This is a genomic window from Paenibacillus sanguinis 2301083 = DSM 16941, assembly GCF_000374825.1.
Classification (GTDB): domain Bacteria; phylum Bacillota; class Bacilli; order Paenibacillales; family Paenibacillaceae; genus Fontibacillus; species Fontibacillus sanguinis.
Window position 1 is genome coordinate 202,756 of record NZ_KB895378.1, and the last position, 24,117, is coordinate 226,872.

Genomic DNA, 24,117 nt, shown 5'->3' on the forward strand with positions numbered 1-24,117 from the left:
TTCCTTCACCAATGGATTCCCTCACAATTACGGATGAGTCAATAGTTTGAACGCTTACAAAATAAGCAATATTAACCTTTGCTGATCTCTGTGCGGGTTGTTGTTCACACTGTTAAATACATGTAAACAAAGCTTGCTTATCTCCTAATTTATGGTATAAATATTCAAAAAAAAGAATGACAATGCAGAGCTCGCTCTGACATTATCATTCTTCGTTCAATCTGTTTTTGGGTGGATTAATGCTTGTTGCCCTTATAAACGGCCGCCCGCTCCTTGTCCGGGTCCCTTCTCGGCGTTCGAGAGGCAGCTGGAGGCCCTGACTTCCTGGATGAGGGCTTGCGTGGCGGTTCTGCTGTTTTGGGCGTTGGGGCCGTTTGCTGCATCGGGTACGGGTGATCCTTCACGATCTTAATGCGCTTGCCGATCAGCTTCTCAATCGACTTGAAATATTCCTGCTCCTCATAATCACAGAGTGAAATCGCTACTCCGCTATGACCAGCCCGGCCCGTTCTACCGATGCGGTGAACATAGGTCTCCGGAATATTAGGCAACTCGTAATTAATAACATGGGTCAGCTCATCAATATCGATCCCGCGGGCGGCAATATCGGTAGCTACGAGAATCCGCAGGGTTCTATTTTTGAAATTAGCCAACGCTTGCTGACGAGCATTTTGCGACTTGTCGCCATGAATCGCCTGCGCGCTAATGTTAGCTCTGTTCAAATAGCGTACCAGTCGGTCCGCACCATGCTTGGTTCGCGTAAATACAATCGACGACGAAATGGAAGCATCCTTTAATATATGAAGCAACAGGTCCCGCTTGTTGGTCTTATCTACAAAATATAAATACTGCTGAATCGTCTCTACTGTGGAGGATACCGGGGTAATCGCTACTTTTACAGGGTTGATCAACAGGGAATTGGCCAGCTTGGCAATCGCCTCGGGCATCGTCGCCGAGAAGAACAAGGTCTGCTTCTTGGGTGGCGTCTTGGCAATGATCTTCTTGACATCATGAATAAATCCCATATCAAGCATACGGTCTGCCTCATCCAGCACAAGCAGCTTCAAATCCTTCAAATCCACCAGCTTCTGCTGAATAAGATCGTTCAACCGCCCCGGTGTGGCGACCAGAATATCGACGCCCTTATGCAGTGCGACCTCCTGGGGTCTTTGAGACACCCCACCAAAGATAACTGCCGAGCGCAGCTCCAGAAATCGACCATAGCTGTTGAAGTTCTCAAAAATTTGCAAAGCCAATTCCCGGGTAGGGGTAACCACAAGCGCCCGTATTTTACGACGGGCAGCTCGGGGAGCTTGGTCTTCATTTAATAGTTGCAAGGTAGGGATAGCAAAAGCGGCGGTCTTCCCTGTCCCGGTCTGTGCGCAACCCAGCAAGTCCCGACCGTTTAGAATAGGCGGTATCGCCTGCTCCTGAATAGGAGTCGGGCTGGTATACTGCTCGCGCTCCAGCGCCTTGAGGATGGGTGGAATCAAATTTAATTCTTTAAATAGCATATGGGCTCCTTGCCTTGATTTATTATTTTTGAAGAGGTAGTTCAAAAAGTCGTCCTCCCAGAATGAAGCTGTTCAAGGAGTAGATTCGACATCGAATCTTGAATTCACTTGACGTATGAAATGCATCATTTCACTATACCATGGGGCCGGGTAGCGGGCAAACACCCATTGTTTTTTTGATCAGGGTGATAAAAATAGGTGATAAACGCCTCATATTCTAAATAATATAACGAAATGAAAGTAAAGGACCGATCCCGTTGAGAAAATGAAAAACTACGTGATTATAGGCTGGAATACACGGGTTTTACCTGCTGACGGTTATGGTATAATCACCATGATTTGCGAAATGGAAACCCTTTTTTGCAGCTCGAACGCAAGAACAAACAGAAACTAGGTGATGAAATGTTCGAACTCAAATGGCTATGGCAGAATTTGGAGGGGAACCGGACACGATATATTGTGGCCATGATCCTTTCCGTGGTGGGCAGCTCGCTCATGATCATTAATCCGTACATTGGCCAACGCATCGTCGACACGTTTATAACTGGCGACAATGCAGTACAGAATTTAACGCAGCAGCGAGGGCTGCTTATTATGCTCTGCTTGGGGATCATCGGCTTCTCCCTGCTGCGTACAGGTCTGGCCTATATTACGACCATGCAATATGAACGCGCCTCACAGAACATGCTTTATGATGTTCGGGTGTACCTGTACAACAAAATTCAAGGACAGGATATGCATTACTACGACCACAATCGTACAGGGGATCTCATGACGAAAATGACCGGGGATCTGGATATGGTACGACATTCCATGTCCTGGATCATCAAAACGATCATCGAATCGCTGACGATTTTTGCAGCCGCCGTGATCTACTTTTTCACGATTGATACAGTATTGACCCTGTGGTTGCTGGTCCTATCTCCACCCATCTTTGTGGTGGCCAACATCTTTGCCAAACGCGTACGTCCCATGTACGTAGACCTGCGGGAGCGGTTATCCCAGCTCAACACAACCACCCAGGAGAACATTTCCGGGAATCGTGTGGTCAAGGCTTTCGCTCGCGAGGAGTTTGAAATTGAGAAATTCACGGAAAAGAACGTCAACTACTCCCAGGCAAACAAGAAGGCAGCTCTGGTATGGCTGGACTACTTTCCTTATCTGGAAACAGCGGCCCAGGCCTTTAACGTCATTCTGATGCTGGTCGGCGGCTACTTTGTTATGAACGGCCGAATTACCTTCGGGGAATTCTCCGCGTTCTCGGCGCTGATCTGGGCCGTATCCAACCCGGTGCGCAACATTGGTATTATTATCAACGATATTCAGCGGTTCTTCGCCAGCTTGAACAAAATCGTGGAAATTTACTATGCCAAACCTAATATCGTCAACGAGCACAAGCCTGCGGAGATGCGCCGCTACGAAGGCCGCATTGAGTTCGATCGGGTCAGCTTTAAATATGATGGTAAAGAAGTGCTTCACGATATTAGCTTTACCATCGAACCTGGAGAAACCATTGCCATCATGGGTTCTACAGGCTCCGGCAAAACATCGCTTGTTAACCTGATTTCCCGATTTTATGACGTGTCCGCAGGAGAGGTACGCGTGGATGGAGTCGATGTACGCAAGCTGGAGCTTGATGAACTCCGCAGCAACATCGGCATAGCCACTCAAGACGTACTCCTGTTCTCCGAAACGATTGATGGCAATATTGCCTTTGGCGATCCCGAACTGCCGGAAGAGCAAACGGTAGAATACGCCCAGCTTGCTGCGGCCCACAGCTTCATTACCAAGATGCCGGAAGGCTACGATACCATTGTCGGGGAACGAGGCGTTGGCTTGTCCGGCGGACAGAAGCAGCGGATTGCGCTTGCCCGGGCCTTGGCTGTTCAGCGCCCCATCTTGATCCTGGACGACACTACGTCCGCAGTCGACCTGGAGACAGAAGAGCACATTCAAAAAAGCTTGCGTGAGCTGCACTACGGCTGTACGAAGATTATCATCGCCCAGCGGGTATCAACAACAGCCGAGGCCGACCGTATTCTGATTCTCGATAACGGCCGAATTATTGAAGAGGGAACGCATGCCGAACTACTCGCCAAGCGGGGTTATTATTATGATGTATTTATGCTTCAAAATGAAGGCATCGGAAGGCAGGTGAGCGCTCATGGCCAGAAATAAGTTTGATGTGGACGAGAATTTGGAATCGCCCTTTGATATTCGTCATTTCCGGCGGGCGATGGTCTACATTCGCAAGCAGAAAAAGCCGATGCTGATCGCCTTCATTCTGAGTGCTCTCTCGGCTGCGATCGCCTTATCGGCACCGCTTATTTTGCAGCATGTGGTTGACGTGACCATTCCGGAGAAGGACTTTCCTGCTCTCATCGGCTGGTCGCTGCTGACCTTGCTGACGATTGTGGTCAGCGTGGTATTCGCCACGATTCGCTCGCGCATCATGACGCGGGTGGGGCAGGATATTATTTTTGAAATACGTACCGATTTATTCAAGCACTTGCAAGAGCTTCCTTTCAAATACTATGATGATCGCCCGCAGGGGAAAATCCTGATTCGCGTCGTCAACTATGTCAATTCGGTATCGGATGTTCTGTCCAATGGGATCATTAACTTTATTTTGGAGATTATTAACTTGATCTTCATTGCCGCATTCATGTTTGCCGTGGATGTAAGACTGTCACTGATTACGCTAGCTGGCTTGCCAGTGTTCCTCGGCATCATGCTGATGATCAAAACCCGGCAGCGTCGGGCCTGGCAAGCGGTCTCCAACAAGAGCTCCAACCTGAATGCCTATTTGCAGGAAAGCATCAGCGGGATTGGCGTAACCCAAATCTTTACCCGGGAACAGCATAATGCAGGGATCTTCACTCGGCTTGCCGGGAACTTCCGTACAGAGTGGATGCGGGCCTTGCGTTATAATGCCCTGATTCCCTTCTCCGTCGACAATCTGGCAACGATTGTAACGGCTCTGATCTATTTGATCGGCTTGCTGGCCCTGGGTCCAGGCGAGGTTACCTTCGGGGTCATCCTGGCGATGAGCAGTTACGCAGCCCGTTTCTGGCAGCCGATCCTGAACTTGTCGAACTTGTACAACAGCTTCATTAACGCTGTAGCTTATCTGGAGCGTATCTTTGAAACGCTGGATGAGCCGGTAACGGTCAGCGACGTGCCCAATGCCAAGCCGCTGCCTGCGGTTCAGGGCAACGTCAAGTTTAACCATGTGACTTTTGCTTATGATCCGGGTATGAATATTCTGGAGGACTTAAGCTTTGACGTGAAGGCCGGGGAGAGCATTGCTCTCGTCGGACCGACAGGAGCAGGTAAAACTACAGTGGTTAACCTGATCTCACGGTTCTATAACCTGACAGGCGGACAGATTTTGATTGATGGTCATGACATTTCGCAGGTCACGCTAAAATCGCTGCGCAGTCAGATGGGCATCATGCTGCAAGACAGCTTCATCTTCTCCGGGACCATTATGGATAATATCCGGTATGGACGACTGGATGCTACAGAGGAAGAAGTGATTGCCGCAGCCAAAACCGTATGTGCTGACGAGTTCATTCGTGAATTTGAGCAAGGCTATTACACGGAGGTGAACGAGCGCGGCTCCAAGCTGTCGCAAGGGCAACGCCAATTGATCTCGTTCGCTCGCACCTTGCTGGCCGATCCACGCATCCTGATTCTGGACGAAGCTACCTCGTCCATCGATGCCAAGACAGAACGCTTGCTCCAACAAGGCCTGAACGAGCTGCTTAAGGGCAGAACCTCGTTCATCATTGCCCACCGCTTGTCTACGGTCAAGAATTGCGATCGCATTATGTACGTCTCTAACAAGGGAATCGCCGAATCCGGCTCCCATGACGAACTGATCGCAAAGCGTGGACTGTACTATCGGCTGTATACGGCGCAAAAGATGGAAGTCGTGTAAAGGAAGTCGATAAGGCGGCAGCAGAAGGCCGCCGGGTAGAGCGCACAAGTTGAAGTGCATTAAGCGAGTAGAATACAAGGTAAAACGTGAGTATTAGAAGCCATCAATTTACTATAAAAAGTGAATTGATGGTTTCTTTTGTGTGTGCGGGCGGGGGTGAGATGGTCGGGCTGGACTGGCCAGGGTTGGGCTGGCCGGGGTTGGACTGCGATGGCCCGGGCGGGGCGGGGCTGGCCAGGGTTGGGCTGGCCAGGGTTGGACTGGCCGGGGTTGGACTGGCCGGGGTTGGGTTGGCCGGGGTTGGGTTGGCCGGGGTTGGGTTGGCCGGGGTTGGGTTGCGATGGCCCCTCTGGATTATGAGTTTAATTGCCCCTCCAAGCCAGTTTATATGGAAAAACTCCTGTTGATTAGCCTGAAATGGAGGAAAATGATCAATTAGCTGGAATTTCTCCCTATAAAAACGACGAATTCGCCATTATAGCCACTGTTCGACCTAATTAACTGGAGGATTTCCATATAATCTTAAAATATGGATGGATTAATCAAATTTAGAGGGAGAAATTCCCTATATATTTTCGGTTGGCAACCAAAGCTCTTTAACACTTTCAATAAACCTGTCTGTAACTCCAACCACGTGCCACCTGCCAAACAGGCCAGCCTATTACTCTACTCCAGCGCCCCTGGCACTTCAAACTAGTTAAACTAATCTTCTCCACTTCTACTTCTACCTCCACTTCTACTTCCCTTCCACTTCCACTTCTACTTCTACTTCTACTTCTACTTCTACCTCCACTTCTACTTCTACCTCTACTTCTACTTCCACTTCTACTTCTACTTCTACTTCTACCTCTACTTCTACTTCCGCTTCTACTTCTACTTCTACTTCTACTTCTACTTCTACTTCCGCTTCTACTTCTACCTCTACTTCTACCTCTACCTCTGATTCTGCTTCTACCTCTACTTCTACTTCCACTTCCCCTTTCACTTCCTTCTATAATTATCGCCTGTCCCTCGAATGGGCTTTCTCCTGCGAGATGTGTGTGGATTTTGAGTAGATTCGTTGAATACCCAAAGAAAAATGCATATCTTGGTCGATATTTAAAGAAGAACCATGACAACAAGAAGAATGGGGGGTGTAATTATGGAAAAGGCGATCGTACATAAGCTCGTGGACGAGGTTATGGAAGAGCTGCACCTGATCAACCACGACGCGCTGGAAAGCGAAAACATTTCTAAAGCCAGCGTGGAACTGGCCGTCCGTTTATCTGCCATTACAACGGTGAGAATTTTGGAGAAGCTTGAACTGATCGAAAAAGGCTGATCATTTTCCTGTAGATGCTGGAAAGTGGTAGCCGGAGTGCAGGTATAGCGGGTTGAGCCGAATGTGTGCAACATTGAAGCCCAAGTCAGCGATACCTGCCTCTATCCTTTTTAGCCCTGGCTTTCAGTCCGTACTGGACTCGCGAGGTTTATCTTCAATTAGAAGCTGACCTCAACACCCAAGCCAGGTTGCTCCGGCAAGGTCATATATGGGGTCTCAAAGGAGATGCCGCCTCTGATCGCTTCATGCTCGGCGAAGTGTATAAAGCTGTCCAGATCGCCGTACTTAAAGTTCTGCCGGGACATGACCAGAGCCGCACCCGCAGAAATGCCCAGCCTGCTCTCGACCATGCAGCCAAGCATGCAGGAGAGACCGGCTGCTTCAGCGATCGCATTGATTTGCAACGCTTTGTACAAGCCCCCGCATTTCATCAGCTTGATGTTAATTAAGTCTACAGCCTCCTTCTTGATCAGGTTCATCGCATCCTGCGGTGTAAAGCAACTCTCATCGGCCATAATCTGAAGCGGGGATTTGGACCGGATATAACTCAGTCCATCCACATCCCAATAAGGTACAGGTTGCTCGACCGCTTCTACGCCGTGTTCCGCATAATCCCGGATGACACGGAGCGCATCGCCTACCGACCAGCCCTGATTGGCATCTACCTTCAAGCGGATGGCTCCGCCTACGGCTTCCCGAATCCGCCTGATTGCTTCCATGTCATCGTCAGGATTCAGCCCGGCCTTCACTTTAATCTGGCGGAAGCCTTGCTCCACCAGAGACAAGGCCTCCTGAGCCATCTGAGACGGATCGGCAATGCCGATGGTCTTGTCCGTCTCCATCCGGTTAACCACCCCGCCCAAAAAGCGATATAGCGGCAGCTTGGCATATTGGCTCATAATATCGTACAGCGCGATATCAATAGCCGCCTTGGCCGCACCGTTATGAACAAGCGTCCGGTCCATGATGCTGTGAATGGAATCAATCGCATACGGGTCACACCCAACAAGCTGCTCCTTGAGCAATTGTACAGCATGCAGAATCGTATCCGCCGATTCTCCGGTGACAAAGGTCGCCCCCGAGCCTTCACCATATCCGATGATTCCCTCATCCGTCTCGACCTTGACGAGAACCGTCTCGCAATAATGCAGGGAGCCGATGGCAATACGTACCGGCTCACGCAGCTCCAGACTTAGCTTCTTGGCCGAAATCTCCTTAATGATCATCTCGCCCCTCCGTCCCATCGTCGTCCTGCTGCTGCCAATGAGGATGAAGGCTGCCTAATACGCCAAATAGCTTGGCTTCCTTCGGACCCGGATTATACAGCAGATGGGACACATTTTTCTGGATATAGATCCTATCTCCTTCTTCCAGCCGATAGGTCCGTTGACGGGTCCGATATTCAATGCAGCCCTCCAGCACATAACAAAACTCCACAAATTCATGGGACACCATCTCATCGTAATCCGTTTTGCCAGCCTCAATCTTGACGACCATGAATGACATATCCGGCTTCTCCCCCGTCTTCAGCATGGCAGGTGTTCTAAGCTGGTATTTGGCATGCGCCTGTGGAAAGGTCCGCTCTTCCTCCTGCTCTCCTGTGCTGATAAACACACCTTCGGGAGCGCCGTATTCCAACAACGCCAACAGCTCTACATTCAGAGCCTTGGCCAGCTTGCGGAGAACGGACAAAGACGGCTCCACCAGGTTGCGTTCAAGCTGCGAAATATAAGCAGGCGTCACCTCGATGTATTCGGCCAAGACCGTTGAAGACCATGCCCGCGCCCTTCTAAGCTCACGGATTTTCTCCCCGTTCAGCTTGAATGAACTCTCCTGTCCCATTCGACTCAACCTCCTATCGTGGATTTGACAACCCACAGAATCGTTGCCGGACGGTCACCGGGATTGAGCAAGTAATGCCCGGTCTTGCGGGGGATGAAAATGCTGCCCCCTTGAGGAATGAGCACGCTATCGTTCCCGAACCGGTATTCAAGCTGTCCCGCAACGACATAGATGCCTTCATCAGAGTCCGTAGATAAATCCTCCGAGGAGATTCGCTCCTGCGGAGGCACTTCCAGCCGTAGCACCTCAATCTCCGGCGGATGAGGGCTTCGCCAGGCCAGCGGGGTCAGCACTTCACAGGTTCCGGGCAGATTCTGGAACTGAATCCCGCCCCGTTCAGATTTGCGAAGCACGGTCACCTCCTCGTCAGACTCTTCCGCAAACAGGAGAGTCGCCGGAAGCTCCAGCTTCTCCGCCAGCTCCCGCAACACAGCTAACGACGGCTCCTGCCGGTTGTTCTCCAAATTGGATAAATACCCCGTAGTCACCCCAATACGCTGCGCCAGCTCCGCCAGGGTGAACCGTTTGGCCTTCCTTGCATCTCGTAAAATATCTCCTAGCATAAGCTCGTCCTTTACCGTTTATTTGAGATTGTCCGGGTTCAGCCCTTGCAGCTCCGGAAGTACAAATATTCCATCCTTGCGAATCAACACATCATCGAAATAAATCTCTCCGCCGCCATATTCCTTGCGCTGAATATTGACCAGGTCCCAATGAATCGCCGACTGATTGCCATTTGGGGCCCCGTCATAGCATTTGCCTGGTGTAAAGTGGAACGAACCGGCAATTTTCTCGTCAAACAACGTATCGCGCATCGGCTCCAAAATATACGGATTTACGCCAATAGCAAATTCACCAACATATCTGGCTCCATCGTCCGTATCGAACACTTGATTGATCTTCTCCGTATCGTTAGCTGTAGCGGAAATAATCTTGCCGTCCTTGAATTCCAGGCACACATGCTCGTAAGTAAAGCCTTGGTACAAGGAAGGTGTATTGTAAGTGATCTTCCCGTTCACCGAATCCCTGACCGGCGCGGTGAACACTTCGCCATCGGGAATGTTCATCTCTCCCGAGCACGGGATAACCGGAATATCCTTAATCGAGAAGCTTAAGTCCGTCCCCGGTCCCGTGAGCCGTACGCGATCTGTACGTTCCATGAGTTCAACAAGCGGCTTCATCGCTTCTCTCATCTTTGAATAATCCAGACAACACACATCATAGAAGAAATCCTCGAACGCCTCGGTGCTGGTGGTTGCCAGTTGGGCCATATAACCATTCGGATATCTCAAGGCCACCCATCGCGTATTTGGCACGCGAATGCCCAGATGTACGGGATAGACATAATGGGTCTCATACATGCTGAGCTTCTCCAAAGGAACATCGGCCATTTCATAGAAATTTTCGGAGCCGCGAATAGCAATATAACAATCAACACTCGACATTTCCAAAGAATCAATCTTGGCCATGAGCTGGATCTGTTCCTCTGTAGCGTGCATCAGCAGCTCTCTTTGAATACGGGGGCTGGTGTGATGACTGATCGGAATCGCTTTGGCGCGATACACCTCTTTGATGACAGCACGGGCCAGTTCTTCCGTGCTCTCACCCATGTGGTGTGCCAATACCTTGTCATTCTCCTTCACTCCGCAGGAGTAATTCACCAAATTAGCAGCCAGCTTCTTCACTCTCTCGTCCATACTCCATCATCCCTTCATGCTGATTGATTATTTTTGACAAATACAAGTGGATCTATGGTGGGCTCAAGCGGAATGCTCACCGAGGCGATGCTTCCGTCCACTGCGGTGGCGAAGGATGCCGGGTAGGTATCCCCAAATAGCTCAAAGATAAAGATATCGTAATGCAGATGCTTCAGTTCCATATGGTTATTGTTAAACTGCATATGCAGACCCTCGTCCTGCAGCATGATTCGGATCGTGCCATAAGCAGGGTGTTTGTACTCGCCTACATATTCATCAAGTGCATGGCTATATGGCTTGTTCTCTAGCTTGGTGTCATAGATGTCCGTCTGCGTTCCCTTCATTGCAGTTAACAGGGAGTTCATGCCCTCCTGATAAAAGTGAAACCAGTTCTTTCCGTCGTCCACGCCTAGACAGCGGTCATAGATCTCCATGGATAAGGCCGTGCCAAACAAATTGCCGTTGGCATTGGTCAGGATGGCGCAGCCAATCTCCTGATCTGGCAGCAGAGAGATCAGTGCAGAGCCCCCGTTCACGTTCCCCCCATGATCAACCAGTTTATGTCCCCGGAAATAATCCACCATCCAGCCCAGGGCATAGCCGGCGTTGACCCGTTCGGGAAGCTCAAAGGGAAGGAGCTGATAAGGAATGTTCGGCGTATGGAGCTCCTTGAGCAATGTTGCATCGAGCAAGGCCTTGCCGCCAGCTTGTCCGCTGTTCAGGTTGAAGACCAGCCATTTGGCCAGCTCTTCGGCAGGCAGGTTAATGGAGCCCGCAGGACCCATGGCATCAATGATCAGAGGAACATTTTCCTGATTGACGCCCTTCTCATCCGGGGTGTACAAGCTGGCGTATTTGCCGCTCTCATCCGGATAGGGAATACGGAAGCTGTACTCCTGAATGCCTAACGGGGCAAAAATTCGCTCTTCAACAAATGTCTCCCATGGAAGTCCGCTCACCTTCTCAATCAGATGGCCCAGCACGGAATACATGGAATTCTGGTATTGCCAACGGCTGCGGAAAGGAGCATTGGCTGGTAAATGACGGATCAGATTCTCCGCCAAGTCCTTGCGGTCCAAGTCATTCCTGTTGAACCATAACATCTCGTGACGAGGCAGCCCCGTTCGATGACATAATAAATCCCTTGGTGTCGCTTGCAGTGTTGCCACAGGATCGGCTAGCTCAAATTCCGGCAAGTAGGTGCGCATCGGCATATCCAAATCAAGCTTGCCTTCCTGAACCAGCATGGCTATCGCCGTTGCCGTAAAGGATTTGCTGGAGGAACCGATGGGCAGCATATGCCCTGGGGTTAACGAAATTTCTCTCTGCAGATTCGCATAGCCAAACGCCTCCGAATAAATAACCTCGCCATTTTTAACAATCGCTACCTGAGCCCCTGGCACGTTCATCTCGGTCATGGCCGTCTGAATCGTTTCCCCAAGCCCCTTCAACATGTTCTTGCTCATATGAGCCCTCCTATCCATATAAGTTGAACTTACGATCCAAGACTGAGAAGCAGACGAGAAAATGTTCTGACGATGGCTGCCTCGCATGGATTTTCCTTATTTAATAAATCTTATAAGGTAGAAATCCATTCTTAAAGGCGAACCAGCATCTGCTTAAGGGTCCAGCTTTCGTGCAGAAAGCTCTGAGCTTCTTCAGCATCATTTTTCTCGCTTGCTTGTTATACCTTTTCTTTGGTTCGACTTATATCATTACTTTCATTTTATAACAATAAATTTAATTGTAAATATAAATGTAAGGTTTTTTATTTATACAGTAACATTTACTGTTTTTACTTTTGAACTATCCTGCTAAACTGGACATCCTGTTGTCACAGGTCTATGGTAAACTTACGAAAAAAAGGAGTGAACGGATGTGGCAAGCTTTGAATACAAATCGAAGCAGGAACTCATGGAGACTATTCATGCTCTGTACTTGCTATTTGCCGGGGAATTTGATGATGTGAAGCCCGAAGATAAGGATGTACGAATTACCGAGGTAGATCGGACTCCTGCAGAAATGATTGCCTATCAGCTAGGTTGGATGCATTTGGTGATGGGCTGGGATGAGGATGAATGTAAGGGCAAGGAGGTAAGTATGCCCGCTCCCGGTTACAAGTGGAATCAGCTTGGTGGAATGTATCAATCGTTCTATGATCAATACGCCAACTTGTCGTTGCCCGAGCTGCTGCTCCAATTCCAGCAATTGGAGCAGCGTTGGCAGCAGTGGATTGACACATTCAGTGAAGAGGAGTTATTCACCCAGGGCCACCGCAAATGGACAGGCAGCAAGGCTAATTGGCCGGTCGCTCGCTGGATTCACATTAACTCGGCGGCGCCGTTCAAGACGTTCCGGGCCAAGATCAGAAAGTGGAAGAAGCATCGCTACAGTCTATAGCGGTTTGGGAGCTGAGTGCTCTGGGACTGGCTCCGTGAGCGCTGAAGGTCTGCGCCTTGTGGTATGTATTAATCATCATTGTTTCGCTCGTTAACAAGAAGCGATGTGAATACCAGGGACAACAGAATCATTAATAATATCCCAATGAGTGCATAAGGATAGGGTATGCTTAAGTAACTCAGAATGGCGGAGAAGATTTGCAGCAAACCCCAAAACACAAGGATGGATACAATCCATTTTTTTATCCGTTGTTTCATGAAAAATCACCTGCAATTCTTTGTTTGGTACATCCTGCAACATGAACCGCAATTAATATGATGCTAGCTCGATATATTGCTATTTGGTTTTTGTATCTTTTTGCGACGTCTCTTGGCTGTTTGTACAGAGGGTCCCAATAAGATCTGCCACTATAAAAGACCCCAGGAGTATGGGGGTAAAATATCCCCAGTTCAAGCTCGGAAACAGGAAGTACACTGCCAGACCGGCAATCAGGAACAAACCTTTTAACATGTAAGCCAGTTGTTTGCCTTTCGACTTATAAGTTCTTGCCATGAATTTAGTCATCCTTCCAAATTATATGTCTATCCATATTTCGACAAATGTTCCTGTATTTCCTTCGTCATCTCCTCTAGCTATATCTATTATCCACTCTTGTAATTGAGAATAATTTTCATTAGTATATACTTAAATTTAAATTAAACACCCGCGTGATAGGGCGATTAAATAGAGAGATTTGGGAGGAAATCATGAATATTGAGGAGCATATTCGCATGTGGCAGCAATCCGCATTTCGCATGCTGGATATCCGCCATGTGGCGAGCGGCGGCCACGAGCAGCCTAAGATATTTCGCATGCCGGCCAATGCCTTTATCGCCATCCTTCAAGGGGAAGCAAGATTGCGCATGGACGAGCAGGAGCATAGAGTGGGCCCTTTTCACATCATTCATGCCTGCAAAGGGATGAGCATCAGCCTCGCCCCGCTGGAAGCTGCGTTGGAGTATCAACTTATGCTCTACAAGCCGGTCTATACGCTGGCCGATCCGAAGGGTATCCAACGTCTGCTGGAACGGCGCAATCCGCTTCAGCAGCCTTATATAACGGTCGTGGATCATCCCGTGTTGATTCATCAGTGGTTGGAGCAAATTCGAGAGGCATGGGCAGATGGCAGCCCTTTGCACAAAATACGCGTTCAAGCTCTGTTTCTGCAACTGGTTCACGAACTGCTCGGGCAACTTCATGTTCAGGGTAAAAACGACGAGCCGGGCATAGATTTGACCTCCCAGGCTCTCCGTTACATTCATGAACGTTATGCCGAGCCTATTACGATCGAGTCGATGGCGGCCGACCTTCATTGCTCAACCCGCCATCTCTCAAGAGTTTTTCGCCAAAGCGGCATCGGATTAACCCCCTCGGATTATTTGATGCACGTCCGAATGAACGAAGCAGGCAAGCTGCTGCGCAGGACAAAGCTGAATTTGCAGGATATCGCTGCCGGAGTGGGATATTCGGACAGCTATTCCTTTAGCCGAATGTTCAAGAAATACAGTGGATTCTCTCCCCTGGCTTATCGCAATCAACACTCCATTCTTGCGACATGTCCGAAAATGCCATCTTCCGGTTCCGAATATCCCATTGTTGACGAACAACCCCATGATTATATTGATAATAATAATCAATACCATTTAGGGGGTAAGTCCAACATGAATCACTACATGGTCACACGCTATAAAGTCATGATGCTGCTCGTTAGCACCTTTTTGCTGCTCAGCGCCTGTTCCGCACCGACGAATAGCGTCAACAATGCCGCACCTTCACCTGTCGTCAAAGAAGCGGCCGGGCCAGAAGATACTCTAGCAACCAGTGAGGCCCGCACGATTACCCATGATTTGGGGGAAACACGGATCGAGGGCATCCCGCAACGTATCATTACGCTGGAGCAAGGCTTCACCCAGGTCCTTGCTTCACTGGAGATCAAGCCTGTAGGGGTAGCCGATGATAATAAACCCGAGCGTTTCCCGCAGGACACTTTGGCCTATATCGAAGGCTATACATCCGTCGGCACCCGGTCCGAGCCAAATCTGGAGATCATTCGCACCTTGAAGCCGGATCTGATTATCGCCGACACAGGCCGTCATGCGGAGGTATACGGCCAGCTGAGCGAAATTGCGCCTACCATCGCATACAAAAATGATGGAGGCAACTATGAACAAGCTATCCTGGCCACCCAAGCCATTGGTGATGCCCTGGACAAATCAGAGGAAGCTGCCGCTTTGCTTGCTAGCCATAAGGAGAAGGTTGAAGCCTTGGCACAAGCCATCAATCTGGACCAAAGCGTGCTAATCGTTGCCCCTCAAGAGGATGACGGGAACACCTTCCAGGTACGCACCGACTCTTCATTCCATGGTTCTTTTCTCAAGAGCGTAGGCCTGAACTACGCGCTCAGCAATGAGAAGGAACACAACGAGTTGATGACCATTGAGCAACTGCTGACGATGGATCCGGATGTCCTGCTTATTCTGATTAACGAAGATGATGAATCCATTTTGCCGGCACAAGCGAGCAATCCGCTATGGAACCAGCTTCGTGCTGTTCAGAACGGACGGGCGCATGAGGTCGAACTGGCCACCTGGTCCAGACAACGCAGTATCCCTGCCTTGGACAAGGTGATTGCCGAAGCGCCTGATCACTTCTAAGATGATAGCCTTGTTCAAAAATACTATATCAGGCCGCTCCAGGTTCCTGGGATATAGCCTGCTTGGTCTTATGGTGTTGCTGCTGCTCTTTTTTGTGTCGCTACTGGTCGGCCCTACGGGGTACGGCCTTTCTCTTCTTCGTGAATATGCATTTGATTATTCGATGACAAACAAAGATCATCTGATTCTCCATCTGCTGCGCCTGCCGCGTGCCGTCGCCATCATACTGATCGGGGCCAATCTGGCAGTAGCAGGCTGCATCATGCAGGCCCTAACTCGCAACCCGCTCGCTTCTCCCAGCCTGTTCGGGCTGAATGCCGGGGCTTCCTTTGCAGTGGTCCTTAGCATAGTTGTCTTCCCCGGTGTGGGCGGCTGGCTGCTGGCCGGAGCCAGCTTTGCCGGGGGACTTCTCGCTGTACTGCTTGTTCTGTCCATGAGCGCAGCCACGCGAGGTGGCCAGATGGAATTGCGCATGGCGCTCGTCGGCATTGTGATTCAGGCGGTGTTATCTTCCTTTACGCAGGGATTGCTTATTTTCAATGAAGAATCTTCTTCCCGCATCCTGTTCTGGCTGGCCGGATCAGCGGCTGGAATCAAGTGGGAGCAGGTAACGCTGCTCGCGCTGTTCAGTCTGGGTGGCTTGTTAGGTGCGGTACTCATTAGCCGTTCTTTGTCCTTGATGAACCTGGGAGATGAAATTGCGCGGGGACTCGGGCAAAAGGTCTCGCTGCTGCGAATCGGCGGCTGCGCCATCGTCATTGTGCTGGCGGGTATCTCTGTAGCGGTAGCGGGGCCGATTGGATTTGTGGGCCTGATCGTTCCTCATATCAGCCGTTATTTGCTGGGCAATAATTATCGGGTATTGATCCCTTTTTCGGCTATTGCAGGCGGTGTTCTGTTAACCGCGGCCGACATTGGCTCACGGTTCGTGAGCTTTCCCGCCGAGACGCCTGTCGGGATTGTCACCGCCCTGATCGGGGCGCCCTACTTCGTTTACCTGGCACGCCGCCGGAGCAGGAGGTCCACATGAACAAAATATCTGTTGCGGTTCGCATTCGGGTTCGAAATACCTCCGTTATATTGCTGCTTGCGATCATTGCCGCCGTGCTGGCCGTAGTTAATATAGGTATTGGTGCGGTGCCCATATCTGTAGTCGATATATGGCAGGCCCTTGCGGGTCAAGGTGACCCGGACCTGACGCATATCATCATCCATTACCGCATGCCCCGCATCCTGCTGGCTTTGCTGGTGGGCAGCGCCTTGGCCGTATCCGGGCTGATTGCCCAGACGATTCTGCTGAATCCGCTGGCTGCTCCGGATACGCTGGGCATCTCTTCCGGGGCGGCAATCGGCGCCGTGCTCCTGATGGTCAGCTTGCAGCCGGAGCTGCAAAGCTATGGCCTGTCCTCCATCGCGGCCTTTGCCGGGGGCGCCCTCGGGGCGATGCTGGTGTATGCCCTCGCCTATCGCAACGGACTGAACCCTGTCCGACTCGGACTGGTGGGCGTCGCGGTCAGCGCTTGCGGAAGCACGCTGGTACAGCTGCTGGTTATCCATTCCTCGATGAACACCAACACGGTGCTGCTGTGGCTGAATGGTTCACTATGGGGGCAAACGTGGGCGCAGGTATCGCAGCTTGGCCCTATCGTGCTGCTGCTTATCCCTGTGGCCTGGGCGCTGGGCACTCATCTGGACATTCTCCATCTGGGCGATATTTCGTCCAAAGGGCTAGGCATGCGCGTGGAGCTGGTACGCTTCTTCTATCTCTTCCTGGCCGTGCTGCTAACCAGCAGCTCCATCGCGGTAGTGGGCATGATCGGCTTCGTTGGCCTGGTCAGCCCCCATATGGCCCGGCGCATGGTCCGGGGAGGCCATCGCATCTACATTCCCGTCGCCGCTCTGATAGGCTCCATTATGCTGCTATTGGCCGATACTCTCGGCCGCTCTGTAGCCCCGCCCATTGAGTTCCCCGCCGGACTCATCACGGCTCTGATTGGCGCTCCTTACTTCCTCTACCTGCTGCGGCGTGAGTTCCGGCGGCAGCGGTAGTGATGGTAGTGATGGTAGTTATGGTAGTGATGGTAGTTATGGTGGTTATGGTGGTTATGGTGGTTATGGTGGTTATGGTGGTTATGGTGGTGATGTTAGTGGCAGTAGTGGCGGTAGTGGCGGTAGGACCCCAAGCTTATAGGGAATTTCTCACTCTAATTCATCTATCTCCCTAATATTTCACTAATTATAGGTAATTCCTCCAGTTAATTCAGCCATATCATCTTAAAAACGGGGATATCAGTGATTTTATAGGGAGGAATTCCATATAATCACTTATTTTCGGCAATTATCGGCCAATTAACATGACAAATTCCAGTTAACTTTATTCTGCTGACTGTGGAACAACAGAGTTTGACCTTGGAACAATGTTTGCGTTTGAAGCCTGTTTACCGCACAAGCCACTTTAAGCAGTTGCCTGAGGTGATTCGATTATAGATTCAAGCCGCGGCAAAGAGCCCTCGGACTTGGCGATAAGTCCGAGGGCTTGTTTTTGACACGCGCAGGCGCGAAGTCCAGGCCCGCCGCTTTAGCTTTAATAAACCCGTACCTCAATGACTTCAAAACGGCTGCAGCCGTTCGTTTCCTCCAGCACAATTCGCAGCTTCGTACTCGCAGCAGGCTGCTCCAGACGATGTACACGCTTGCGTCTGCGGTTGTCTGTTACAGCACAGACCGTTTCCCAGCCATCCTGATCCCAGATTTGCAGCTTATAGCTTTTCACCAGCTCAGGCATCACCTCGTGTGGTGTCCGATGATGATGCAGATTATTGAGATCCTCATTCACATCGTCATTAAATATCAGGTGAACCTCATGGATCATTACCGGCTGCGGCCAGTGATATTGCAGCCACTGCTCATCTGACGTCTTCTCCGAGATCCACATATGGGGTCCCCCATAGGGACGCGAATACCCGTCAAGCAGCTTGCTCACATGAAAGACTCCGGTAGGCATTAACAAGCGCAGGCACGCCGGCTTCCGCACGCAACGGCTCATCGTCCACTGCACGACCGGCTGTACGACCTGTTTATCGCCAAGCTCCGTGACCGCTCCGGCCGAGTCTGTTTTTACAAAGCTCAGCACTCCTGTATGCGGCTCATGAGACAAGTGCAGGGCAACAGCCGCATTGGCCTTTATCACAATAAACGCGTTCTGTTCAGCCGCCGGATGCCATTGAAGCGGGATCAGGCTCCACTGCCGATCACCCGCCGACAGCCTGACCTCAACCTCTGACTGCTTCGCATACGGTATATAGTTCTCCGGTCTTCCTGTCGCCCATAGCTCAACCTGAAGCCTGGTATCCTTATGCACATCCAGCAGCAGCTCCAGCCCGTCAAGCTGGTCTACCGGGAACAATATCCCAAAATCTGTTGCCAGCTCATATGCCTCGCCGCTCTGCTCGATTTTAATCTGCGTCATGCAGCTCGATGCCTCAACCTGAGCCTGACGAGCGAAGTCCCGGGGATCCTGATTTTTCAAGCCAATCACGGAAGCATCCTGCCGGAGCAAGGTTTGCTGCAGAACCTCCAGATGCTGCTGCTGCAGCTCGCGCGGGGTTACAGCAAGCTGCACACACAGCGCCGCCCCGGTACCGGCCGCTTCTCCGTTTGCGGCACAGGTAGCCATAACCCGCGTCGTTCCGAAGGCTACATGCGATGCACTGATATTCCGTCCGGCCATCAGCATATTGCGCACATTTCTGGAATACAGGCTGCGAAAAGGAATGTGGTAAATGCCATCCGTATGATAATGCTTGGAGCCATCCTCCTGGGCATACATCCCCTGCGGAGGATGCAGATCAATCGACCAGCCTCCAAAGGACACACGATCTATAAATTCGCGCTGTGCAACAATATCATGCTGAGTGATCATATAGTCGCCTTCAAAGCGTCTATACTCCCGTTTGCCGGGAATGCTGCCCACCCATTCCAGCGTCATTGTATCTGCATCAAACTTGCCCGAATTTTTAATATAGTCCCATACCCCATAAATAACTGCCTGAAGCTCATCGCGAATACGTTCATTTTCGTGCACTGTATCCAGCTCGCCGCCCCACTCGATCCACCAGTAGGCACAGCCGTTGTCACCGCTGCGAATAACTCTTCTGATGGGGATGGAGGTTTTGGAAATATCCCTGGCAAAAGCAGGGGCTACATACTTGACCTTCTTCCCTTCGTCGCGTGTATAAAATAGCAGTGTACTGCCAAGGGTGATCGAATCCGGATTTTCCGGCGCCCATGGCTCTTGAAGCTCTTCCCTGCCCTCTCGGCCAATACGGTAATCCGCCCCGGCCAGATAACCGACCAGACCATCGCCCGTACAATCGATAAACTGTTTGCTCTCAAACCGGATTTTTCGCTCCGAGCCCATCATCCAGCCAATCACCGCTTTAATGCTGCGCGCCTCAGGCACTCCTTCGGCTTCTACTTCATGCACATCCGTATTAAGAAATAGTTGAATGTTGGGCTCTGCGCGAACCGTCTCCAGGACAACGCTATCCCAATAATAAGGATTCCCTTCCGCATTGCGAAATTGGTTCTCGACCATCATCTCGCCGATGATGCCTGTCTCCCTGGCGTAACGGTGGATGCCATGGGCGGTTGCCCCGCACACCCATACACGCACCTCGCTGCTGGAGTTGCCGCCCAGCACCGGTCTGTTCTGAACGAGCGCCACCTTGCAGCCCAGCCGGGCGGCGGCCACCGCCGCACTCACGCCGGCCAGGCCTCCGCCGATTACCGTAATATCTGTCTGGATGCTTTCAAAGATCATCTCACACCTCCTGATCATCCGCCTCTGATCCCATGCCATTATCTTTCATTAGCTGTAGCAGCGAACCTCATAAATAGCTGCCGGCATCTTGCCGTTGGTTGCTTCAATCACACAACGAACGGTTGACGTTCTTACAGGCTCCGGCAGTACAATGCGCACCATCCTTTGATAGTTGTCCTGCACCTGAGCAACCATCGTCCAACTCCCGCTCGTCCCGGCCTCGATCCTGATGTCCCTGGCACAGCAGGGAGCCCGATAGAAGGGGGGCGTATGATGATACTCCCTGAACAGATGTCCCGGAAAAACAAGCTGCACCTCGCGAATCGACTGTACGGTATCCCAAGTCAACTGAATAAATGCTTCCGCGTCAGGCTGCCCCTCCGTATCGGCCATCCACAAATTCGTGCTTTGATAAGGCCGGGTGACACCGCTTATCACCTGCTCTGCCCTGAATACAGCTTGCTCCGGCTGAATGCGGTAAGCCAGTGTTTCGCCGTCGCGATAGCGGCGCATCTTGCCATTGCCCATATCAAAGGCGGCGGTATGTCCGGGAATAAGTGAAGTGGCGGTATGCCACTCCACCTCCGGATTAGCTGACAGCTGCAAACGAACATATGCCGAGGGAAGCTCGCCCAGCTCGATATTTGCAGGCCACTCGATCCATTGCAGGGTGCCTGGCGGAACCTCCAGCTCCTGCTCGCAGAGTAAAGTCCCGGTATTTAAACGATAATCCCAAACATGATCCACCGGAACCAGGCTGGCTATCACACGCTGATTCGTTCCGGAATGATTGCTCAGACAGACAGCAACGGACGCAATATGATCCGTGCTTACCGCAATCCATTGCCCTCTCGCCTGCACGAGCGGCTCTGTCGGCATCTCCGTGCGGTATACGACCTCCGCTCCGCCAATCAGCGCTGAACTGCTGGCAGTTATCTTGGCCTTGCGCGCTATGTCCAGGGCATCCTGATTTTGAACATGGGGCAGGAAGCAGCCGTCTCGCAGCAGCTGCTGTTGAATGATCGCCATCACCGGACTATCTGGCAAGCTGCGCAGCTGAACGCCATGCTTTAATGCGGCGGAAGCTCCGGTTCCGGCAGCCTGCCCGAGCAATGCCGTTGTCGCCATGACTCTGACGGTTCCCAGCGCCACATGCGTCACACTGACATTGCGCCCGGCTACCAGCAGATTGGATACATCCCTGGCTACCATAATCCGAAACGGAATGCCATAGGGTCCGCAATAGCTTTTTTGGGCATAATCACTCGTCTGACTGTAATTTTCAGCACTAGCCGGTTCGGCATGCCCGGCAAGCAAGCCGCCGGGGGTATGCAGGTCCAGAAACCAGCCGCCATAGGCGATTTCATCCGGGAATTCGACCGGGTTCTGGATATCCTGCTCTGTCATTAAATATTCGCCCATAATACGTCTGCTTTCCCTTTTCCCAGGAACCTGGCCAATCCAGTCGAGTGCAAAATGAGCTGTCTTTTCCTTGAGAACCGGGTCATGATTTTTCATCCAGTCCCATATCCCGAGCGTATGCCTGGTCAATTCATGGCGAATGGTCTCATTGTCGTAGATGGTATTCCAGGGGATACCGATTTCAATCCACCAGTATCCCGCCTCCATATCGTAAAAGGAGCGTCCACCTTCGTAAAAATAGGCCGGATTATCGTGCTTGATTGCCCAATCCGGCGCGCGAAAGGGAGCTGGCCGACCAACATTTCTGGCCCGAAAGTGGATCGAGCTGCCCATCGTATCCTTGCTGGCATGAACAGGCGCATGCGGCTCGGCAAATTCATCGCGGCCCTCCGATCCCCAGCGCCACTCACAGCCCGCCAAATCGGCCACGATACCGTCGCCCGTGCAATCGATGAAAATTTTGCCTTGAATCATCAATTCTGTTTCCGCATTTGCTATCACTGCCCGAACGGCACGAATACTCCCGTTAATCACCTCGGCCCCCTGAACCGAAGTGTTCAAATGAAACGTCAGCCCAGGCGTGCTGACTGCCATATTGTACATGACCAGATCCCAGACACTGTTCGTCCAGCCGTTCTCCCGCACCTTCTCATGATTGAAGGCGCGTTCTTCAATCAAAAGCTCGGATATGATGCCGGTCTCTCGGGCATAAGCATGAAACTGAGCCGCACCATGTGGTGTAACTCGTATCTCTGATGAGCTGTTGCCGCCAAACACCGGACGATCCTGGATCAGGCATACCTGATGGCCTTGCCGCGCAGCTGCAACAGCGGCGCTGAAGCCGGCAAGCCCTCCCCCACAGACGACAATATCGAACGCCTCTTCCACTTGTTTCAACTGAAATGCACTCCCGTTCTCTACTGTGTTTATTGACCGTAACCGAGATTGTTCAGTTGCTCTGTTGCCGATTGCACAAACGCCTTGTAGCCAAAGCTTCCTTCCAGTGTAGACAGGAACTCGTTATACTCACTCAGATCGCGCTTGCCGTAGATAAACTTGATGAGCTCTTCCTCAATATAACGCGCCGCATCGGCATTGTTATAACCGGGAGGGTATTCCACAAATCCATCCAGATTCTCGATGCGGGGCAGCTCAGCCTCAAAATCAATATATTCCGAGATATTGGAGAATTTGGTTTTTAAATAATCGGTTTCTTCACGTCCGGAAAATTGATAGAGCCAAGTGAAGCCTGCTTCCTGCGTCCCTTTTTCCGTAATGGTGACCTGATCATCTGCAAGGGTAAAGTGCTCGCCTTCCAAGCCATACAGAACCATCAGATTGCCTTCCTTGGTCGAAACATAATTAAACAATTCCAGCACCTTGTTCAGCTTCTCCGGTTCATTCTCCAGCCGCTTCGGCACGGCCCATAACCCGCTTGCCGCGCCAATATTGATCGGATTGGCATATTTCTCGCCCCGCGGTCCTTCGATAGCGCCAAGCTGAATCCACTCTGCATCCGGATTAGCCGTTTTCCACACTGCAACCTGATCATCCTTGATCATCTGGGCCCAATCGATGTTTATAATCCCTACCTTCCCTTGGAACGCCTTATCCTTCGCCATCGTTCCTTTATTATTAATGACTTCAGGATCGACAACCCCGGCATCCACAAACGCCTTGATCTGGGTTAATGCATCGACCATCTCCGGTTCATAAAACGGATTAACTACCTTGTTGTTCTCCAGATAAAATTGCGTCATTCCCGTCCCGCTCGTCATGCCATTTGCGCCAAAAATCATTTCAAAGGCCTGCAGCCCTGAGCCCGTGATGCCAAAAGTATCTGCCTTGCTATTGCCATCCGGATCATGATTGGTGAATGCGACGGCCGTTTGCAGCAATTCGTCTACCGTCTTTGGCATCGGCAATCCCAGATTGTCGAGCCAGTCTTTGCGAATCCAGTACGTATGATTGCGGCTCTCCCCCGACTTAGGCAAAGCATATTGCTTTCCGCCGACGATCCCTTTCTTAAGCACATTTTCACCCGCTAGTGCCATGTAATCGGGCATCTTCTCTACATAGGGCTGAAGATCCAGCAGCATCCCGGAATCCGCCAGCTTCTGCAAATGCGCCTTGGTGCTTACCATGAACAAATCAGGTAAATTGTTGGAGGCTGCGCGAACATTGATTTGGCTTTCATAATCTGCCATATCGCCAACCAGCGTCTGCTTCAAGTCCATATTCAGCTCTTCATCCAGCTTGGCTTTCAAAAAATCATTTTGAGGCAGGCTAGCTCCCCAGCTGATCTGCGCCACTTCAAGCTGAATGTTGGATGCAGGTCCTGATGAAGCGTTTCCAATTTTAGACGATGAAGAGCCGTCCCCATTGCCGCCGCAGCCAGCAAGCCATAAAGTACACATGACTACGGAAAGCACCCCTGACCAGCCTTTTTTGTTTAACATTTGC

At 51.1% G+C, this 24,117-nt stretch carries 20 protein-coding genes; 8 read left to right on the top strand and 12 right to left on the bottom strand.

Features of this window, described 5'->3' with window-relative positions; translation table 11 throughout:
- Window positions 1-236 precede the first annotated feature (236 nt).
- Entirely contained in the window at window positions 237-1,514 is a 1,278-nt protein-coding gene (locus tag C557_RS23105; protein ID WP_051082426.1) for a DEAD/DEAH box helicase, read from the bottom strand.
- 402 nt (window positions 1,515-1,916) lie between these two features.
- On the opposite strand from C557_RS23105, the gene C557_RS0106985 reads away from it, so the two are divergent.
- The 3 genes from C557_RS0106985 to C557_RS24075 all read left to right on the top strand — a co-directional run bounded on the left by C557_RS0106985 (window position 1,917) and on the right by C557_RS24075 (window position 5,864).
- Window positions 1,917-3,692, top strand: a complete 1,776-nt coding sequence (locus tag C557_RS0106985) for an ABC transporter ATP-binding protein (RefSeq protein ID WP_026263352.1) — start codon at window positions 1,917-1,919, stop codon at window positions 3,690-3,692.
- Complete coding sequence (locus tag C557_RS0106990) at window positions 3,679-5,457, top strand: ABC transporter ATP-binding protein (RefSeq protein WP_018751128.1); 1,779 nt, start codon at window positions 3,679-3,681, stop codon at window positions 5,455-5,457. Before C557_RS0106985 ends, C557_RS0106990 begins: the two co-directional genes overlap by 14 nt.
- 86 nt (window positions 5,458-5,543) lie before the next feature.
- Window positions 5,544-5,864 carry a hypothetical protein gene (locus C557_RS24075; protein WP_154656173.1) on the top strand — a complete coding sequence of 107 codons (321 nt, stop codon included), beginning with the start codon at window positions 5,544-5,546 and terminating at the stop codon, window positions 5,862-5,864.
- A gap of 329 nt (window positions 5,865-6,193) precedes the next feature.
- Here C557_RS24075 and C557_RS25245 read toward each other — a convergent pair whose 3' ends face one another.
- The gene (locus C557_RS25245) at window positions 6,194-6,430 is read right to left on the bottom strand and encodes a hypothetical protein (RefSeq protein WP_018751129.1); all 237 of its coding nucleotides are present in this window, start codon (window positions 6,428-6,430) and stop codon (window positions 6,194-6,196) included.
- A 168-nt stretch (window positions 6,431-6,598) separates the two neighbouring features.
- Here C557_RS25245 and C557_RS0107005 point away from each other — a divergent pair, with 168 nt between their 5' ends.
- Window positions 6,599-6,778: a hypothetical protein gene (locus C557_RS0107005; RefSeq protein WP_018751130.1), complete on the top strand. Its 180-nt coding sequence runs from the start codon at window positions 6,599-6,601 to the stop codon at window positions 6,776-6,778.
- Between the two features lie 158 nt (window positions 6,779-6,936).
- Here the strand turns inward: C557_RS0107005 and C557_RS0107010 are convergent, their stop codons facing one another.
- The 5 genes from C557_RS0107010 to C557_RS23115 are packed head-to-tail and all read right to left on the bottom strand — an operon-like array spanning window position 6,937 to window position 11,783.
- Complete coding sequence (locus C557_RS0107010) at window positions 6,937-8,004, bottom strand: mandelate racemase/muconate lactonizing enzyme family protein (protein ID WP_018751131.1); 1,068 nt, start codon at window positions 8,002-8,004, stop codon at window positions 6,937-6,939.
- Window positions 7,994-8,620 (bottom strand): helix-turn-helix domain-containing protein, encoded by a 627-nt coding sequence (locus C557_RS0107015; protein ID WP_018751132.1) that lies wholly within the window; start codon window positions 8,618-8,620, stop codon window positions 7,994-7,996. Before C557_RS0107015 ends, C557_RS0107010 begins: the two co-directional genes overlap by 11 nt.
- Window positions 8,621-8,625: 5 nt before the next feature.
- Window positions 8,626-9,183 carry a helix-turn-helix domain-containing protein gene (locus C557_RS24080; protein ID WP_018751133.1) on the bottom strand — a complete coding sequence of 186 codons (558 nt, stop codon included), beginning with the start codon at window positions 9,181-9,183 and terminating at the stop codon, window positions 8,626-8,628.
- 18 nt (window positions 9,184-9,201) lie between these two features.
- Entirely contained in the window at window positions 9,202-10,317 is a 1,116-nt protein-coding gene (locus C557_RS0107025) for an aminopeptidase (RefSeq protein ID WP_018751134.1), read from the bottom strand.
- Between the two features lie 14 nt (window positions 10,318-10,331).
- Window positions 10,332-11,783, bottom strand: a complete 1,452-nt coding sequence (locus C557_RS23115) for a serine hydrolase (RefSeq protein WP_018751135.1) — start codon at window positions 11,781-11,783, stop codon at window positions 10,332-10,334.
- Window positions 11,784-12,195: 412 nt separating this feature from the next.
- Here C557_RS23115 and C557_RS0107035 point away from each other — a divergent pair, with 412 nt between their 5' ends.
- Window positions 12,196-12,717, top strand: a complete 522-nt coding sequence (locus tag C557_RS0107035; protein ID WP_018751136.1) for a ClbS/DfsB family four-helix bundle protein — start codon at window positions 12,196-12,198, stop codon at window positions 12,715-12,717.
- Window positions 12,718-12,785: 68 nt separating this feature from the next.
- Here C557_RS0107035 and C557_RS0107040 read toward each other — a convergent pair whose 3' ends face one another.
- Both C557_RS0107040 and C557_RS0107045 read right to left on the bottom strand, forming a co-directional pair.
- A complete protein-coding gene (locus tag C557_RS0107040; RefSeq protein WP_018751137.1) occupies window positions 12,786-12,974 on the bottom strand; it encodes a hypothetical protein in 189 nt (62 codons plus the stop codon).
- Window positions 12,975-13,053: 79 nt separating this feature from the next.
- Entirely contained in the window at window positions 13,054-13,269 is a 216-nt protein-coding gene (locus C557_RS0107045) for a hypothetical protein (protein ID WP_018751138.1), read from the bottom strand.
- 194 nt (window positions 13,270-13,463) lie between these two features.
- On the opposite strand from C557_RS0107045, the gene C557_RS0107050 reads away from it, so the two are divergent.
- Genes C557_RS0107050 through C557_RS0107060 form a run of 3 tightly spaced genes read left to right on the top strand, consistent with a single transcriptional unit; the run spans window position 13,464 to window position 17,459 of the window.
- On the top strand, window positions 13,464-15,410 hold the full coding sequence (locus tag C557_RS0107050) for an ABC transporter substrate-binding protein (RefSeq protein WP_018751139.1): 1,947 nt from the start codon (window positions 13,464-13,466) through the stop codon (window positions 15,408-15,410).
- A gap of 1 nt (window position 15,411) precedes the next feature.
- On the top strand, window positions 15,412-16,440 hold the full coding sequence (locus tag C557_RS0107055) for a FecCD family ABC transporter permease (protein WP_018751140.1): 1,029 nt from the start codon (window positions 15,412-15,414) through the stop codon (window positions 16,438-16,440).
- Complete coding sequence (locus C557_RS0107060; protein ID WP_018751141.1) at window positions 16,437-17,459, top strand: FecCD family ABC transporter permease; 1,023 nt, start codon at window positions 16,437-16,439, stop codon at window positions 17,457-17,459. The genes C557_RS0107055 and C557_RS0107060 overlap by 4 nt, the downstream gene beginning before the upstream one ends.
- A gap of 535 nt (window positions 17,460-17,994) precedes the next feature.
- Here the strand turns inward: C557_RS0107060 and C557_RS0107070 are convergent.
- Genes C557_RS0107070 through C557_RS0107080 form a run of 3 tightly spaced genes read right to left on the bottom strand, consistent with a single transcriptional unit; the run spans window position 17,995 to window position 24,113 of the window.
- Window positions 17,995-20,232 (bottom strand): FAD-dependent oxidoreductase, encoded by a 2,238-nt coding sequence (locus C557_RS0107070; protein WP_018751143.1) that lies wholly within the window; start codon window positions 20,230-20,232, stop codon window positions 17,995-17,997.
- A gap of 48 nt (window positions 20,233-20,280) precedes the next feature.
- Entirely contained in the window at window positions 20,281-22,542 is a 2,262-nt protein-coding gene (locus C557_RS0107075; protein WP_240472936.1) for an FAD-dependent oxidoreductase, read from the bottom strand.
- A gap of 38 nt (window positions 22,543-22,580) precedes the next feature.
- Window positions 22,581-24,113 carry an extracellular solute-binding protein gene (locus C557_RS0107080; protein WP_018751145.1) on the bottom strand — a complete coding sequence of 511 codons (1,533 nt, stop codon included), beginning with the start codon at window positions 24,111-24,113 and terminating at the stop codon, window positions 22,581-22,583.
- Between the last annotated feature and the right edge of the window lie 4 nt (window positions 24,114-24,117).

Excerpts from the sequence above, each read along its gene's own strand:
- C557_RS0107005 (WP_018751130.1), top strand. The coding sequence starts at position 6,599 with ATGGAAAAGGCGATCGTACATAAGCTCGTGGACGAGGTTATGGAAGAG.
- C557_RS0107045 (WP_018751138.1), bottom strand. The coding sequence starts at position 13,269 with ATGGCAAGAACTTATAAGTCGAAAGGCAAACAACTGGCTTACATGTTA.
- C557_RS0107025 (WP_018751134.1), bottom strand. The coding sequence starts at position 10,317 with ATGGACGAGAGAGTGAAGAAGCTGGCTGCTAATTTGGTGAATTACTCC.
- C557_RS24080 (WP_018751133.1), bottom strand. The coding sequence starts at position 9,183 with ATGCTAGGAGATATTTTACGAGATGCAAGGAAGGCCAAACGGTTCACC.
- C557_RS0107010 (WP_018751131.1), bottom strand. The coding sequence starts at position 8,004 with ATGATCATTAAGGAGATTTCGGCCAAGAAGCTAAGTCTGGAGCTGCGT.
- C557_RS23115 (WP_018751135.1), bottom strand. The coding sequence starts at position 11,783 with ATGAGCAAGAACATGTTGAAGGGGCTTGGGGAAACGATTCAGACGGCC.
- C557_RS23105 (WP_051082426.1), bottom strand. The coding sequence starts at position 1,514 with ATGCTATTTAAAGAATTAAATTTGATTCCACCCATCCTCAAGGCGCTG.
- C557_RS0107080 (WP_018751145.1), bottom strand. The coding sequence starts at position 24,113 with ATGTTAAACAAAAAAGGCTGGTCAGGGGTGCTTTCCGTAGTCATGTGT.
- C557_RS0107055 (WP_018751140.1), top strand. The coding sequence starts at position 15,412 with ATGATAGCCTTGTTCAAAAATACTATATCAGGCCGCTCCAGGTTCCTG.
- C557_RS0107040 (WP_018751137.1), bottom strand. The coding sequence starts at position 12,974 with ATGAAACAACGGATAAAAAAATGGATTGTATCCATCCTTGTGTTTTGG.
- C557_RS0107015 (WP_018751132.1), bottom strand. The coding sequence starts at position 8,620 with ATGGGACAGGAGAGTTCATTCAAGCTGAACGGGGAGAAAATCCGTGAG.
- C557_RS0107060 (WP_018751141.1), top strand. The coding sequence starts at position 16,437 with ATGAACAAAATATCTGTTGCGGTTCGCATTCGGGTTCGAAATACCTCC.
- C557_RS0107070 (WP_018751143.1), bottom strand. The coding sequence starts at position 20,232 with ATGATCTTTGAAAGCATCCAGACAGATATTACGGTAATCGGCGGAGGC.
- C557_RS0107050 (WP_018751139.1), top strand. The coding sequence starts at position 13,464 with ATGAATATTGAGGAGCATATTCGCATGTGGCAGCAATCCGCATTTCGC.
- C557_RS0106985 (WP_026263352.1), top strand. The coding sequence starts at position 1,917 with ATGTTCGAACTCAAATGGCTATGGCAGAATTTGGAGGGGAACCGGACA.
- C557_RS0106990 (WP_018751128.1), top strand. The coding sequence starts at position 3,679 with ATGGCCAGAAATAAGTTTGATGTGGACGAGAATTTGGAATCGCCCTTT.